This window comes from Serratia sp. BNK-33-b (genome assembly GCF_048684565.1).
Classification (GTDB): Bacteria; Pseudomonadota; Gammaproteobacteria; order Enterobacterales; family Enterobacteriaceae; genus Serratia; species Serratia marcescens.
Window position 1 is genome coordinate 2,659,526 of sequence record NZ_JBLQTZ010000001.1, and the last position, 14,615, is coordinate 2,674,140.

Consider the following 14,615-nt stretch of genomic DNA (forward strand, 5'->3'; position numbering starts at 1 on the left):
GGTAACCTCACTCCGCGCATTATTGACCTCATAGGGTGTAGTTTTTTATATCACTTCTTAATTATTGAACTCGCTGGGCATCGTCAGCAAAGCCTGCAGATTATCCACACCAACGCTGGGCCATAAAAAACCTTGCAGGCCTAAAACACCGGCGTATCTGAGTTTATTAAAATACTCTTTTTTCTCTATTCCTCCGACGATCACGCCTTTACATAACAGGTTGATATTCTTTAACAACGAGTCAATGACCACGTCATACCCCTGATGGGTAAACAGCTGCCAGTAAAAACGTTTGTCTATCTTTACGTAGTCAAACAAACCGTCGTACAACGCAGTCAACGTGGCCTTACCGGAACCGAAATCATCGAGCCACAGCGTAAACATTTCGCTTAATCGCCGCACGCTCGGGTTGTTCTTGCCGGCCGAAAGATTCGGAAAACTCTCACTGATTTCAAATGCAATAAAAGGATATTGCCCGATCCTTTGGCACAACGCCGAATCGGAAAGAATAAGCTCAACGATGGTTTCTTCGATATTGATGGTCAACTGCACGTTGTTACCGGTAAACCAAGCCGCATGCTGCTCCGCAAGTTTCAGTTGCTCATTAAATAACTCAATCCTTTGTTCAGGCGCCAATAAATTAATCCCAATTTCGGCCGGCATGGCTAAATCACCATCTAGACTGTTGAAACGGCTCAACATTTCCACCGCCAACAGCCCGCCCTCCATTGAGTAAACAGGTTGAAAAACATAGCTACTAATAAAGTCAGCTTCGAGTTGGATGTTCATTTTAATGCCACAGGATGAATGGCTAGCGTATCATCGTATATCAATATATTTTATCGATCAATCCCTCTGGGATTAATCGGAAATATCAATGTAAATACCCATGAAATATCATTTAATTGATAGATTAAAGCTATACGACAATCGTGCAAGGCGCAAAGAAAAGCAGCCGGACTTATGCCATGGCGGGCGCCAAACGCGTTATGCAAAATGGTATTTGACTTAAGTTGAATGGATTTATGGCTAAATTTGACTTATCTCCTTTGTTTTATTTAAGAAAAATCCTAAATAAAGTAAAATAATCTTTCCTCCTTAACGCCAATTTTTCCTGCCGTTAACGACGACTGATTAAATTTAATAACGCATCAATTCCGCCCGTTATTCGCGGCATTGAAAACGTAAAAAAATGCCCACCTTGATTTTCAGAAAATCTGCGCTACCGCCATGCAAAACGTCGATTTCAGCAATAAAAAAAGGGATGAGCACGCTCATCCCTTCATCACCTGGCCTGCGCGCGCTAGCGGATCGTTTCGCTCAGCCATTGCCGCAGCTCGGCTAATTCGGCCGCCTGCTGAGGATAGTCCGCCATCAGTCGGTCACAGCAAGCGGCAACGGGCTCGCTTCGATACGCGCAGCCCACCAGCATTTCCGCCAACCGCTGCAGCGGGGCGGGATTCAGGCTGTCGGTGAATACCTGCGCGCGAACGATCGCCCCCTTCTCCACATCGAAGAACAGGTCTACGCCGCCCCAGACAAAGCGCTCGTTGAGCAAGTGGCTGAACGCCGGCGCCTTGCCAAAATTCCATTCCCAGCTGCTCTGTTTGGCGAACTGCGCGGCAAAATCGGGCAGTTCGGGGAATACATCCGGCGAAATGATCTCCGGCTCGGCCGTCTCGCCATAGTGGGCGAAGAAGGCCTGAACGATCGCCTCACACACCAGCTCATGGCTGATGCCCGGCAAAAACTCCGCCAGATTGGCGACGCGCGAACGCACCGAGGTGATGCCCTTGGCCTGCAGTTTTTTGGGATCCGGATTGAGGTAGTCCGCCAGCCGTTCCAGATCGGCATTCAGCAGCAGCGTGCCATGGTGGAAACCGCGATCCTGCGTTTCTCGATAGGCCGATCCGGATATTTTTCGCGGCCCGTCGGCGGTTTCCATCACCAGATCGTTGCGCCCCGACGCGCCGGCTGTGACGCCCAACTGCCGCAGCGCTTGCAGAATGATGTCGGTCGAGACACTCTTGTCGTAGCCCGGTTTGCCGGCCATAAAGGTGAAGCAGGTATTGCCCAGATCGTGAAATACCGCCCCGCCGCCGCTGCTGCGCCGCGCCAACCGAATGCCGTCCTGCTCCATACGCCGGGTATTGCACTCTTTCCAAGGGTTTTGCGACTGGCCAATCACCACCGTTTCGGCATTGCGCCACAGGAAGAGAATCTTTTGCGTGGTCATTTCGCGGAAGATGCACTCTTCCACCGCCAGGTTGAACCAGGGATCGTAGGAGTCGGAGATCAGTAAACGCAGGCTGTTCATGGCAGGCACCGTTCAAAACACGAGATGCCGCCATGATACACCAAATCAACGGGTTAAGGCTAAATGCGTCGCGCCTGCCAGTACACCCGCTTCCAGTAGACGTTATCGAGCGAGGAGCGGATCACCCCGCGGCTGGTCGACGCGTGGATAAATTGGTCGTTGGTATCGTAAATGCCGACGTGCAGGCCGTTCTCACCGCCGCCGGTTTTGAAAAACACCAGATCGCCCGGCATCAGCTCATCACGTGAAACCTTGGTGCCCAGGGAGGTCTGTTCTTCGGTCGAACGCGGCAGTTGCATGTCGAAACGATCGCGGAACGTGCGGTAAACAAAGCCGGAACAATCTACGCCGCCGCGATCCAGACCACCGTAACGGTATGGCGTGCCGTACCACTGGCGCAACTGTTCGTTGAGCTGGGCCACCACCACGATAGAGTCCGCCAGGCGGCCGCTGGGCGGCGGCGCATGGCTGCTACACCCGGCGAGGATCAAACTGGCTAATAAAAACCACACACGCATCCGCATAATATCCCTTCATTGAACACGTCGCCGCATTATGCCATCCGGTACACCACCGCCTGCGAGGCAAAGCCGGCATCACGTAAGGAGAGCGCCATTTGGCGTTAATTTATCTCCCGCACGATGAAAAAGGCAAGCGCCATAAGGGAGATAATGGCGGGATCGCCGGTTTTGGCGCTATTCCGGCGATTTTGTCTCGGGTTTGCTGTTAATCAGCCAGACGCCGAACAGAATAAACAGCGTGCCCAACGTTTTCAGCAGCGTAGCGGACTCGTTAAACCACGGCAGGATCACCGCCGCCAGGTAAACCAGCGCATAGCTGACGCTCAGCAGAGGATAAGCGCGGTTTAACGGCAGATGGCGCAGCGCAAAGAACCAACACAGCATCGACAGCGCATAACCGAAGATGCCGCCGCCCACCGCCAGCAGCGGCAACCCGTTGTCGCCGATCAGCGCCAACGAGACGTCGGCGAACGACATCAGCGGGATCTGCACCATGCCCCACTTCATCAGCAACTGCGCCAGCGTCACCAGCAGTACGCTGGCGGCGCCCCAGGCATAGCCCTTCATGAATGCACGCTCATCAGCAGGATCCCCAGCATAATCGACGCCACGCCGCACCAGTGGCGAACGGTCGTCGGCTCATGAAACAGCCAGCGCGCCGCCAGCGTCACCATCACGAAGTTCAGACTGAGCATCGGGTAAGCCAGGCTGAGCGGCAGGCGTTGCAACACATTGAGCCACACCGCCATGCCCAGCCCCAACAGCAACACCGCCAGCGCCAACCAGCGCAGCGTCTGTTTCAGCCGCGCCTCGTCTGCCCGTTCCCAGCAGTGCGCCGCCTGTTTCTGGCACAGCTGCCCACCACAGGTGAGCAGGCTGACCACTATCACCAACAAAAAACCGATCATGGTTGCTGTTTATACCACATCAGCACCAGGCGGTTCATACGATCCACCTTGTCTGCAACCGGCAGCTCCTGCGGCAGCGCTTCATCGCGGGACAGCTGCAACACCAGCGACACATTGCCCTGCTTGCGCGCCTGCGCCAGCCACTGCGGGAAGTCGGCATCGCTGATCAGGTGCCCCTTGGCGTCCGGGTACTCAAGACCATAGGCCACCTCGCCTTTCTGGCTGTACATCAGCACGTCGCTGCGCTTCAGTTCCCAGGCCAGGCCGGCCGCCAATCCGACGCTGTCGCTCAACACATAGCGGCTGTCGCTCAGTTCGGCCATCGTGGCGCGGGCGAAGTTTTGCGGCAGTTTGGAATCGGTCACCTGTTGCGGAATGGCGTAACCGATCACCAGGCACAGCAGCACCGGGCAAGCCGCCGCCCAGCGCCATTGGCGGCCGTTATCGCGCGCAGAAACCAATGCGAACAGCAGCCAGCCGCCGAAGGCGATCAGGCCGAGCACCACTTTCGGCCACTCCTGGGGAGTAAACAGATGCGCTTTCGGCAGCAGACCGGAGCTCAACACCACCAGCGCCACGATGCCAATCAGCCCGAACAGGCCGTTCAACCAGGCATTGGCCTTGAACAGCTTGGCGCGCAGCGTGGCGGCATAGTCTTCCGCATAGGCGGTCATCAGCAGCGCCAGCGGCGCCATGCACGGCAGAATGTAGGTCGGCAGCTTGCCTTTGGCGATGCTGAAGAAGATCAGCGGCATCAGCGCCCAGCTCAGCAGGAAAAACAGCTCCGGACGCTGTACGCGCTCGCGCCAACCTTTGAGCAGCGCGCCGGGCAGCAGCGCCAGCCAAGGCAGCACCGCCGCCAGCAGAACCGGCAGGTAATACCAGAACGGCGCCTTGTGTTGAGCATTATCTTCGGCGAAACGCTGAATATGCTCGACCCAGAAGAAATAATTCCAGAAATCGGGTTCGCGTTGCGCGATAGCCAGCGCCCACGGCAGGCTGAGCAGCGTAGCGGTCACGATCGCCACCGGGCCATAGCACAGCAGATCCTTGATGCGGCGTTGCTGAATGACGATCGGGATCACCGCGATCACCGGCACCGCCAGCGCCAGGAAGCCCTTGGTCATAAAGCCCATGCCACAGGCCAAGCCCAGCAATGCGTAAGCGCCCAGCTTGCCCTTGACCGAGGAGGCCTGCAGCGTCAGGTAATAGCTGACCATCGCCGCCGCCAGCCACAGCGAAATCATCGGATCCAACACGCTGTAAGTGCCGATGCTGAACACCAGCACCATCGACAGGAACATCAACATCGCCAGGCTGGCGCGGCGCGCATTGCGCCACATCAGCATCGCCAGCGCGAACACCAGCAATGCGGTCATGCCGGTGCTGAACACCGAGCCGAAGCGCACCGCAAAGTTGTTTTCGCCAAACAGCCACTGGCTGATGTTATTGAACCAGTAACCCGCTACCGGCTTCTCGAAATAACGCAGCCCCAGCAGATGCGGCACCACCCAATCGCCGCGTTGCAGCATTTCACGGCTGATCTCGGCATAACGCGTTTCATCCGGCTGCCACAGCAGGCGGCCGTTAAGCGGGATCAGGTAAACCAGAGCAAAAAAAACGGCCAGCAGAATGGCCCAGGATCCTTTTAGCGCCTTCATGTAACGTCCTTCACATCGGTTTGACAGCCCAGCCAACCTTCGCGGCCGGGGAAAGGAGCGCGCTTGATGCGGCCCAACGGCAGTGACGCCAAATCTTGCGGTAACAGCGCGCTCAGCGGACAGAATTCGATGCCCTGCCGCTGTGCGCGTTGCAATAACTGTTCGAACATCGCCGCTTGCGACATGCCTTCCACTTCGGTGTGAATGGTGTACACCGGCACGCCGCGATCGTTCTCGATGGCGCGCAGAATGTAGTCGTTGAAGTCGGCCATGCTGACTTCGCTGCCGATCACTTCGTCAAAGGTCGGCAACGTGACCGGGATCTGCACCGTACCGTGACGCCCATCGCTCAGCACCGGACGAAACGGATGGGTGCCGCGGCAATCGCTGTTGTAATGGAAGCCGAAGCGCTGCTTGACCTCCAGCACGCGCGTATCGGCGCGCCAGCCCGCCACGGCGGAGCATTTCACCGGCTGGCCGGTGCAGGCGCTCAGGGCGTCGACGCCCCGCTGCACCTGCTCGGTCAGCTGCGCCTCGCTCCATTTGCCGACCTTGGCCTGCCAGCCCTGGTGATCCCAGGCGTGCAGCCCGACTTCATGGCCGGCTTCGGCGGTGCGCTTCATCAGCGGCCCCAACGCGCGCGAAATATTGCGCCCCGGCCAGGCGGTGCCGGCCAGCAGAATATCCAGGCCGTACAGCGAGGCGGCGTTCGAACGCAGCATTTTCCACAGAAATTTCGGACGCAAAAGGCGCCAAAGATGGCGCCCCATGTTGTCCGGTCCCACGCTGAAGAAGAAGCTGGCCTGAATGTCGTACTTTTCGAACAGGTCCAGCAACTGCGGCACCCCTTCACGGGTGCCGCTGAAGGTATCTACATCAACCCGCAGACCGACTTTCTTCATGCACCGTTCCCTTCCTGAACGGTAGTGCGCAGGAAGTAGTCCAGCGTATCGGCGACGGTTTGCTTCATCTCGATGGTCGGCTGCCAGCCCAGCAGACGGTGAGCGTTTTTGATGCTCGGCGTGCGGTGCTCGACGTCCTGGTAACCTTTGCCGTAGTAGCTGCTGCTCTCTACGTCCTTGAAGCCGGCAAACGGCGGGAAGCGGTCGCGCAACGGGTGGTTGTTGAAGCTTTCCAGCAGCATTTCCGCCAGCTCGCGAATGCTCGCTTCGTTGGTCGGGTTGCCGATGTTGACAATCTGGCCGTCGCACAGGCCGTCGCGGTTCTCGATGATGCGGAACAGCGCTTCGATGCCGTCGTTGATGTCAGTGAAGCAACGTTTCTGCGCGCCGCCGTCCATCAGTTTGATCGGCGAACCTTCCACCAGGTTGAGGATCAGCTGAGTGATGGCGCGGGAAGAACCGATGCGCGCAGCGTCCAGGTTATCCAGACGCGGCCCCATCCAGTTGAACGGACGGAACAGCGTGAACTTCAGGCCTTCTTTGGCGCCGTAAGCCCAGATCACCCGATCCAGCAGCTGTTTGGAGACCGAATAGATCCAGCGCTGCTTGTTGATTGGCCCGACGATCAGACGCGAATGGTCTTCGTCGAACTCTTTGTCGTCGCACATGCCATACACTTCTGAGGTGGACGGGAAGATGATGCGCTTGTTGTATTTCACGCAGTCGCGAACGATCTTCAGGTTCTCTTCGAAGTCCAGCTCGAACACGCGCAGCGGGTTACGGGTGTATTCGATCGGCGTCGCGATCGCCACCAGCGGCAGCACCACGTCGCATTTCTTGATGTGATACTCGATCCACTCGGAGTGGATGCTGATGTCGCCTTCCACAAAGTGGAAACGCGGGTTGTCGAGGAAGCGGCTGATGGCGTCAGAACCGATATCCAGACCGTAGATGTCGTAGCGGTCGTCGCGCAGCAGGCGCTCGGTCAGGTGGTTGCCGATGAAGCCGTTAACCCCGAGGATCAGCACGCGGGTGCGGCGTTTCATTACGGCGTTCGGCTTGGCGGCCAAACGCACGTCGGTGACGATGCCCATTTCCTGCGCCAGGCGGCTGCCCTGCACGTACAGACCGCTGTCGTTCTGACCGGCGACGATCTCCAGCGCGCCTTCGCCACAGGCGATGACCAGCGGCGAGGTGCTCAGCACGGTGCCCGGCTGTTTATCGTGTTGGGTGTCCAGCACGCGAGAGCGCCAGACAATCAGTTTGCGCTGGCCGAGGTAGCTGAACGCGCCCGGGTACGGCTCCGTGACTGCGCGCACCAGGTTATTGATCTCTTTAGCGGATTTGTGCCACAGGATCTCGCCGTCCGCCGCGGTGCGACGGCCGAAGTAGCTGGCCTGAGACTCATCCTGCCGGGTGAAGGTGGCGGTGCCGTTCTTCAGTTTCGGCAGTTGCTCTTTCAACACGACCTGCGCGGCTTCCAGCACTTTTTTGTGCAGCGTCAGCGCGGTGTCGTTGTCTGCGATGGTCACTTTCTGCTGACCGACGATGTCGCCGGCGTCCGGGCGTTTCACCATTTTATGCAGCGTGGCGCCGGTTTCGGTTTCGCCATTCACCAGCGCCCAGTTCACCGGCGCGCGGCCGCGGTAACGCGGCAGCAGCGAGCCGTGCAGGTTGAAACCGCCCTGCGGCGCCAGCGACAAGATCTCGTCGCTCAGCATGTGACGGTAATAGAACGAGAAGATCACGTCCGGCTGCAGTGCGCGAATGCGGTCAACCCACAGCGGGTGATTTACGTCTTCCGGCGCATAGACCGGCAGATCCAATTCGGCGCCCAAACGGGCCACAGAGGAGAAGAAGTTGTTCTCACCAGGGTCGTCGGTGTGCGTGAACACGGCCTGCACGTCATAACCCGCCTCAGTCAGCGCTTTCAGACCTGCGCAGCCAATATCATGGTAAGCAAATACAATAGCTTTCATCATTCTTCTTCCTGAGTATTGTGGTCATGCTGTGCACCGACCACTTTCTGAACAAAATAGCGAGGACGCGCACGCACGTCGGTATAGATGCGGCCGATGTATTCACCCAACAGCCCCATGCCGACAAACTGGGCGCCGATAAAGGTGAACAGGACGGCGAAAAGGGTGAACACGCCGCCGGCGGCCCATTCAGGGCCGAGCAGCAGACGCAGTGCAATCAGCACCAGCGCCAGCACAAATCCGGACAGCGCCACAATGCTGCCGACCACGCTGAGCAAACGCAGCGGTGTGGTGGTCAGGCAGGTGATCAGGTCATACATCAGGTTGATCAGCTTCATCAGGCTGTACTTGGAGTCGCCAAACTCGCGTTCGGCGTGACGCACGTCGATCTCGGTCGTGCGGCGGGCGAAGGTGTTCGCCAGAATCGGGATAAAGGTGCTGCGCTCATGGCAGTGCAGCATCGCCTCAACGATATGACGACGGTAGGCGCGCAGCATGCAGCCGTAGTCCCCCATCGACTTGCCGGTGGCGCGTTGAATCATCATGTTGATCACGCGCGAGGCGCTTTTGCGGAACCAGGAGTCCTGACGGTTGGCGCGCACGGTGCCCACCACGTCATAGCCCTCTTCCGCCACGCTGACCAAACGAGGGATCTCCTCCGGCGGGTTCTGCAGATCGGCGTCCAGCGTAATCACCAGATCGCCGGTCACCTGGTTGAAACCGGCCATGATCGCCGAGTGCTGGCCGTAGTTGCGGTTCAGCAAAACGGCGATCACGTGGCTGTCCGGCTTTTCCGCCGCCGCGGTCAGCATGTCAGCGGAGTTGTCGCTGCTGCCATCGTCGACGAGGATGATTTCATAAGGTTGAGATAACTGCTTACAGGCGGCAGTAGTACGCTCCAGCAACGCCGGCAGGCTTTCCTGCTCGTTGTATACCGGGATGACTACCGACACTTTTTTAATCGGTTCAACGCGAGACACGTAAAGACTCCACAACAGAAGACAAGGCATTGACCACGCGATCCACGTCGGCGTCGGTCATGTCAGGGAATAGCGGTAAGGTGCACAGCCGCGCCGAGTTCCATTCGGTATTCGGCAAAGAAAGCTGTGGATAACGCTCACGGTAGAATTTCTGGGTGTGCGCGGCGCGGAAATGCAGCCCGGTGCCGACGCCAACCTCTTTCAGGCGCTCCATCAGCTGGTCGCGATCGATGCCGCAACGCGCCGGATCGACGCGGACCATGAACAGGTGCCAGGCGTGGTCATGCGGATAATCCGGCACGCCCAACGGTTGGAACGGCGAGCCTTCCAACGCGCTCAGGTAGCGCTGTGCCAGCGCCTTACGCCGTGCGTTCAGCTCAGCGAAGCGTGACAGCTGCACCACGGCGATCGCCGCGTGAATGTCGGACAGGTTGTACTTGTAACCCGGCTCCACCACTTCGGCCTGCGGTTTGCGGCCTAGCTGCTGGCGATCGAAGGCATCGACGGCCAGACCATGGAACTTCAGACAACGCAGGCGATCCGCCAGCGCATCGTCATCGGTGGCTATCAGGCCGCCTTCGGCGCAGGTCACGTTTTTAATCGCATGGAAAGAGAAAATCGCCGTGCCGCGCGCGCCGACCCATTCGCCGTTGTAGCGCGTGCCGACCGCATGGGCGGCGTCTTCGATCAGCGGTAAGCGGTGGCGTTCGGCCACGGCGCGCAGCGCATCCATCTGCAGGGGAGCACCGGCATAATGCACCGGAACAATCGCTTTGGTATTGGGGGTGATGGCAGCCTCGACATCGGCGGCGCTGACCATCAGCGTATCACGGTCAACGTCGATCATCACCGGCGTGGCGCCCAGCAACTCAATCATGTTGAGGGTGGAAACCCAGGTTTGCGAAGGGGTGATGACTTCGTCGCCGGGGCCGATGCCCAGCGCCATCAGCGTGATGTGCATGCCCGCCGTGGCGGAACTGACGGCGATGGCGTGCTTACAGCCGAAAGTGGAACAGAAGTCATTTTCCAGTTGCTGGTTTTGCGGCCCGGTGGTGATCCAGCCGGAACGCAGCACTTTCTCTACCGCGGCGATTTCTTCGTCGCCGATGGCCGGACGAGAGAAAGGCAAAAATTGATCCATAGTTAACCCCAAACGTATCGAACTGCTTTTGATGACACTGTAAATCCCTTTCGTTTAACGAATATTAAACGCCAGAGAAGAATCGTTTCCGTGGATTAACTGCCAATGTAAGGCCGCAAGCTTAACTAAACCTTAAGACGAGGATTGTCATCAGTAGGAGAACTGATGGATAGGTGCCGTCATCATTAATTTAAGTTTATTATGTAAATCAAGTAATTATATTTATTAATAATTATTTACTTATTTTATTTTTGCCGAATCAAGCGTAGCACGTCATTGGCGTTTTTCAAGAAAACTCACGAAAAAATGAGAGGCAGAACAATAATAGCCGATGATTACCCGGCTATTTATATTCACTATGTTTAGTTTTCGTTTACATTTATGCCGCGGGACGAATTAAGCCGTGCGGGTCATGATCCAACGCTGGTTCCCCACCCATTGCAGGTGGAAATCCACTTCATAGATCTGCGACAACAGTGCGGGTGCCATCACCTCACGGGTGATGCCCTGCGCGACCAACTGCCCTGCGTGCAACAACCAAACCCGATCGGCCTGCTGCAGGGTATGATTCAGATCGTGCGCGCACACCAGCGCGCTTCGCCCGCTTTGGCAGAATTCGCGCAGCAGGCGATCCAGCGCGACCTTTTGCGCCACATCCAGGCTATTGGTCGGTTCATCCAGCAGCAACAATCGGCTGTGCGGGTTGACGCTGGGCCATACCTGCAGCAATACCGCCGCCAGCCGCACCCGTTGCCATTCGCCACCGGAAAGCTGTGTCAGCATGCGTGACAGTTTATCCACCAGCTTCAACCGCTGGCACAGATAGAGGATGGAGTGCTCCACTTCGGTTTGCGCCGCGCCGGCAGGCCGGTGCAACGCCAAATACTGAAACACCGGCATCAGCGACACCGGCGGCTGTTGCTGGCTGAGATAACCGCGTCGGCGCGCCAGCTCGCTCCCCGGATAATCGGCTAACGCGCGTCCGTCCAGGCAGACTTCGCCCAGCCCCGGCAGCATGCCCGCCACCCGCGCCAGCAGGGTACTCTTCCCTGCGCCATTTGGGCCGATCAGGTGAACCTGCAACCCGCCGTCAATCTGTGCCGAAAAAGGCGCCAGGCGCCCCGCCACCCCAACCTCAACGAGTTGCAGCATCCGTATTATCCTGCCAGCGCTTGTTTCACCGCCGCCACCAGCGCCGGATCCTCAGGTGTGGTGTCAGGCGAGAAGCGCTGGATCACCGTGCCGTCGCGCGCGATAAGGAATTTCTCGAAGTTCCACAGAATGTCGCCGGGGTGCTTCGGCGCACGCCCCTTGCTGGTCATCCGCGCCAGGAACTCGCTGCCTTCCGGCGCGACAGCCTCCGGCTGTGCGGCAATCAACGCTTGATACAGCGGATGACGGTGTTCGCCGTTCACCTCAATCTTGGCAAACATGGGGAATTGCACGCCGAAGGTTCCGCGACAAAACGCCAGGATCTCTTCGTTGCTGCCCGGCTCCTGGCCCAGGAATTCATTGGACGGGAACCCCAAGACTTCCAGCCCTCGTTCGCGATAGGTTTCGTACAGCGCTTCCAGCCCTTCGTACTGCTTGGTCAGGCCGCACTCCGAGGCCACGTTGACCACCAGCAGCACCTTGCCCTGATAGGCACCCAGCGTGGTCGTCTGATTTTCGATGGTTTGTAACGGCAGGTTGTCGATTGGCTTGCTCATCGGTTGTCATCCTTTGGTTTTTTAATGGCAGGTGAATGAAGAAAACTACCTTACGCCTTTTGTCCGGGTCAGTAACCAGATAAATAGCGGCGCCCCCAGCGTGGCGGTCACCACGCCGATCGGCAGCTCGGCCGCCAGCAGCGCAACGCGAGCGATCACATCGGCCACCAGCAACACCCCGGCCCCCGCCAGCGCGCAGGCCGGCAGCAGATAACGCTGGTCTGTCAGGCCAGTGAGCCGCAAAATATGCGGGATCACCAGCCCAACGAAGCCGATCACCCCGGCGAGCGCCACGCTGACGCCAACCAGCCAGCCGATCGCCAGCACCAGCAGGTTACGCCACAAATGCAGCGACAGCCCGAGCTGGCGCGCCTGCACCTCGCCCAGCGCCATCAGATTGAGCGCTCGGCCCTGGCCACACAGCCACAGCAACACCGGCAGCAGCGCCAGCACCAGCCACTTTTGGCGCCAGTCGACGCCGCCGAAACCGCCCATCATCCAGTACATCAGCTGCCGCAGATCGAGGCTGGTGCTGAAATAGACCGCCCAGGTCATCAGCGCGCTGCACACGATGCCCAGCGCCACGCCGACCAGCAACAGCCTTGCATTGGTCAGACGTCGCCGGCGAGCGAAACCCAGCAGCAAGAAGGTCATCGCCAGCGCACCGGCTATCGCGGCGGCGCTCATCAGCGCCACCGGCAACAAACCGTGCCCCAACAACACCGTCAGCACCAACGCTACGCCGGCGCCGTTAGCGACGCCCAGCAGACCGGGCTCCGCCAGAGGATTTTCAAACAGCGCCTGCATCACCGCGCCCGCCACCGCCAGGGCGGCGCCGACCAGCATCACCGCCAGCGCGCGCGGCAAACGCAGTTGCCAAACGAACAGTTGCGCTCGATCGCTGAACCACGCTGACGGCCATATCCATTGGTCGCCGGCGCAAAGGCTGACCAGCAACGCCACCGCCACGCCCAGCGCCAACAGACCGAGCTGGCGTTTATCGCGGTAGCGTTGATGTTGCAACAGTAAGGTGAAGGTACGGCTGGTTGGCATGGCGCGGCGGTTCCCTGCCGGCCGCTGTCGTGGCCGGATAATTGACGTTTGAGTCGAATATTAGGGGGTTAACGCCGCAAGGGGAAGTCTTGCGTGGATCGTGGCTCAGGAAAGCAGCGGCTGGCCTTGCCCGTCATCGCAGCAATGATGGCAAAACCAGCCGCCGATAAACTCAGGGATTAACGATGCGGGCCGGCGTTGCCCGGCGGATAAGGTTGGCCGCGGCCGTCATCGCGGCGGTCATGGTCACCGCGATCGTCATGACGGCGGTCGTGGTCGCGACTATCGCGATCGCCGTGGAATGGATTGCCGCTGCGTTCCGGTTCACGATGCGCATAGCCACGCGGCGGCGAAGGTTGCCAGCGTCCGCCGTCCCAGTACATACCGCGCGCATTGCGCTCACCCAGGCCGCGGCCCTGGTGCGCATGCCACCACTGCGGGGGACGCCAGTCGTAGCCATCCCAGTAATAGCCACGGCGGTCCTGATCCCCCAAATGCAGGGAAACGCCCGGCACGTTGATATCGACGGAGACATCGGCCTGTGCCGCCAGCGGCAGCAACAGCGGGAAACACACCAGCAACAGGATCTTTTTCATTTTGCCTTCTCACTCTATTTTTCTTGCTGCAGTGGTTATATCAGTGCGCTTATTTAGCGACTATCTCACCGGCGCCTATTTTCAGATCGTTTTCGACGGCCTTACACAATCCCGACACTGTTTGCCGCCGCCTTTAATTATTATTGCCTCTGCCAAGGCTTAACGAATAACTGACATCGCTTAAGCGGCACGACAATGATAATTAAACGGATCCCCACCGGAGGATAATAAGATGATTAAACGTATCGGTATGCTGCTGGCCGTGGTCGCCCTCGCCTCAACCCTTAGCGCCTGCTGCTGGGGCCCGCACGGGGGCGGCGGCCATCGCGGCGACGGCCCTGGCCATTATTACGGCCGTTATTGAAGCGGGAAATAAAAGCCACGCATTATACGAAATAAGATATGAGAATATTCTGCAATTAAGGGAGATGATTTTCGCCGTGCCAACTTAACGGCTCAATGACGTCTTGTCTTATCGATTAGGAATAAACTGAATTTTGTCTCAGAAAAGAAAAAGGCCGCGCAAGCGGCCTTTTTTGATGTCACGTCACTCACCCTTTCGGGCTGGCGTTTTCTACCCGGCTTTTCAGCTTCTGCCCCGGACGGAAGGTCACCACGCGGCGCGCCGTAATCGGAATGTCTTCGCCGGTCTTCGGGTTACGCCCCGGACGTTGGTTCTTGTCACGCAGATCAAAGTTGCCAAAACCCGACAGTTTTACCTGTTCGCCATTCTCAAGGGCCCGACGGACCTCTTCAAAGAACAGTTCCACCAGGTCTTTGGCGTCCCGTTTGCTAAGCCCAAGCTTCTCAAACAGGTGTTCTGACATTTCAGCTTTAGTAAGCGCCAT

Annotated in this window: 16 protein-coding genes; 1 reads left to right on the plus strand and 15 read right to left on the minus strand. The window is 58.2% G+C overall.

The features are described 5' to 3' along the window. Positions 1 to 57: 57 nt before the first annotated feature. The 14 genes from ACMGGK_RS12630 to ACMGGK_RS12695 all read right to left on the minus strand — a co-directional run bounded on the left by ACMGGK_RS12630 (position 58) and on the right by ACMGGK_RS12695 (position 13,767). Positions 58 to 789, minus strand: a complete 732-nt coding sequence (locus tag ACMGGK_RS12630) for an EAL domain-containing protein (RefSeq protein ID WP_048323176.1) — start codon at positions 787 to 789, stop codon at positions 58 to 60. Between the two features lie 514 nt (positions 790 to 1,303). Then, on the minus strand, positions 1,304 to 2,317 hold the full coding sequence (locus ACMGGK_RS12635) for a lipoate--protein ligase A (protein ID WP_033640505.1): 1,014 nt from the start codon (positions 2,315 to 2,317) through the stop codon (positions 1,304 to 1,306). A 59-nt stretch (positions 2,318 to 2,376) separates the two neighbouring features. Next, entirely contained in the window at positions 2,377 to 2,841 is a 465-nt protein-coding gene (locus tag ACMGGK_RS12640) for an NlpC/P60 family protein (protein ID WP_016927954.1), read from the minus strand. 171 nt (positions 2,842 to 3,012) lie between these two features. Next, positions 3,013 to 3,405 (minus strand): 4-amino-4-deoxy-L-arabinose-phosphoundecaprenol flippase subunit ArnF, encoded by a 393-nt coding sequence (arnF, locus tag ACMGGK_RS12645; protein WP_016927955.1) that lies wholly within the window; start codon positions 3,403 to 3,405, stop codon positions 3,013 to 3,015. Continuing rightward, positions 3,402 to 3,746 carry a 4-amino-4-deoxy-L-arabinose-phosphoundecaprenol flippase subunit ArnE gene (arnE, locus tag ACMGGK_RS12650; protein WP_004931404.1) on the minus strand — a complete coding sequence of 115 codons (345 nt, stop codon included), beginning with the start codon at positions 3,744 to 3,746 and terminating at the stop codon, positions 3,402 to 3,404. Before arnE ends, arnF begins: the two co-directional genes overlap by 4 nt. Further along, positions 3,743 to 5,407, minus strand: a complete 1,665-nt coding sequence (gene arnT / locus ACMGGK_RS12655) for a lipid IV(A) 4-amino-4-deoxy-L-arabinosyltransferase (protein ID WP_016927956.1) — start codon at positions 5,405 to 5,407, stop codon at positions 3,743 to 3,745. The genes arnE and arnT overlap by 4 nt, the downstream gene beginning before the upstream one ends. Further along, the gene (gene arnD, locus ACMGGK_RS12660; RefSeq protein WP_016927957.1) at positions 5,404 to 6,309 is read right to left on the minus strand and encodes a 4-deoxy-4-formamido-L-arabinose-phosphoundecaprenol deformylase; all 906 of its coding nucleotides are present in this window, start codon (positions 6,307 to 6,309) and stop codon (positions 5,404 to 5,406) included. Before arnD ends, arnT begins: the two co-directional genes overlap by 4 nt. Next, complete coding sequence (arnA, locus tag ACMGGK_RS12665) at positions 6,306 to 8,288, minus strand: bifunctional UDP-4-amino-4-deoxy-L-arabinose formyltransferase/UDP-glucuronic acid oxidase ArnA (protein ID WP_033641428.1); 1,983 nt, start codon at positions 8,286 to 8,288, stop codon at positions 6,306 to 6,308. The genes arnD and arnA overlap by 4 nt, the downstream gene beginning before the upstream one ends. Next, a complete protein-coding gene (arnC, locus tag ACMGGK_RS12670; RefSeq protein WP_015377702.1) occupies positions 8,288 to 9,268 on the minus strand; it encodes an undecaprenyl-phosphate 4-deoxy-4-formamido-L-arabinose transferase in 981 nt (326 codons plus the stop codon). Before arnC ends, arnA begins: the two co-directional genes overlap by 1 nt. After that, complete coding sequence (gene arnB, locus ACMGGK_RS12675; RefSeq protein WP_033640509.1) at positions 9,255 to 10,409, minus strand: UDP-4-amino-4-deoxy-L-arabinose aminotransferase; 1,155 nt, start codon at positions 10,407 to 10,409, stop codon at positions 9,255 to 9,257. The genes arnC and arnB overlap by 14 nt, the downstream gene beginning before the upstream one ends. Before the next feature lie 396 nt (positions 10,410 to 10,805). Continuing rightward, positions 10,806 to 11,561 carry a vitamin B12 ABC transporter ATP-binding protein BtuD gene (gene btuD / locus ACMGGK_RS12680; RefSeq protein ID WP_049300235.1) on the minus strand — a complete coding sequence of 252 codons (756 nt, stop codon included), beginning with the start codon at positions 11,559 to 11,561 and terminating at the stop codon, positions 10,806 to 10,808. A 5-nt stretch (positions 11,562 to 11,566) separates the two neighbouring features. Further along, on the minus strand, positions 11,567 to 12,118 hold the full coding sequence (locus tag ACMGGK_RS12685; protein ID WP_004931411.1) for a glutathione peroxidase: 552 nt from the start codon (positions 12,116 to 12,118) through the stop codon (positions 11,567 to 11,569). 45 nt (positions 12,119 to 12,163) lie between these two features. Beyond that, a complete protein-coding gene (btuC, locus tag ACMGGK_RS12690) occupies positions 12,164 to 13,171 on the minus strand; it encodes a vitamin B12 ABC transporter permease BtuC (RefSeq protein ID WP_016927961.1) in 1,008 nt (335 codons plus the stop codon). Between the two features lie 179 nt (positions 13,172 to 13,350). Continuing rightward, the gene (locus ACMGGK_RS12695) at positions 13,351 to 13,767 is read right to left on the minus strand and encodes a DUF2502 domain-containing protein (protein WP_016927962.1); all 417 of its coding nucleotides are present in this window, start codon (positions 13,765 to 13,767) and stop codon (positions 13,351 to 13,353) included. Between the two features lie 232 nt (positions 13,768 to 13,999). On the opposite strand from ACMGGK_RS12695, the gene ACMGGK_RS12700 reads away from it, so the two are divergent. Beyond that, the gene (locus ACMGGK_RS12700) at positions 14,000 to 14,131 is read left to right on the plus strand and encodes a hypothetical protein (protein ID WP_016927963.1); all 132 of its coding nucleotides are present in this window, start codon (positions 14,000 to 14,002) and stop codon (positions 14,129 to 14,131) included. Between the two features lie 187 nt (positions 14,132 to 14,318). Here ACMGGK_RS12700 and ihfA read toward each other — a convergent pair whose 3' ends face one another. Continuing rightward, positions 14,319 to 14,615, minus strand: coding sequence for an integration host factor subunit alpha (gene ihfA, locus ACMGGK_RS12705; protein ID WP_004931414.1), 297 nt, complete (start codon positions 14,613 to 14,615; stop codon positions 14,319 to 14,321).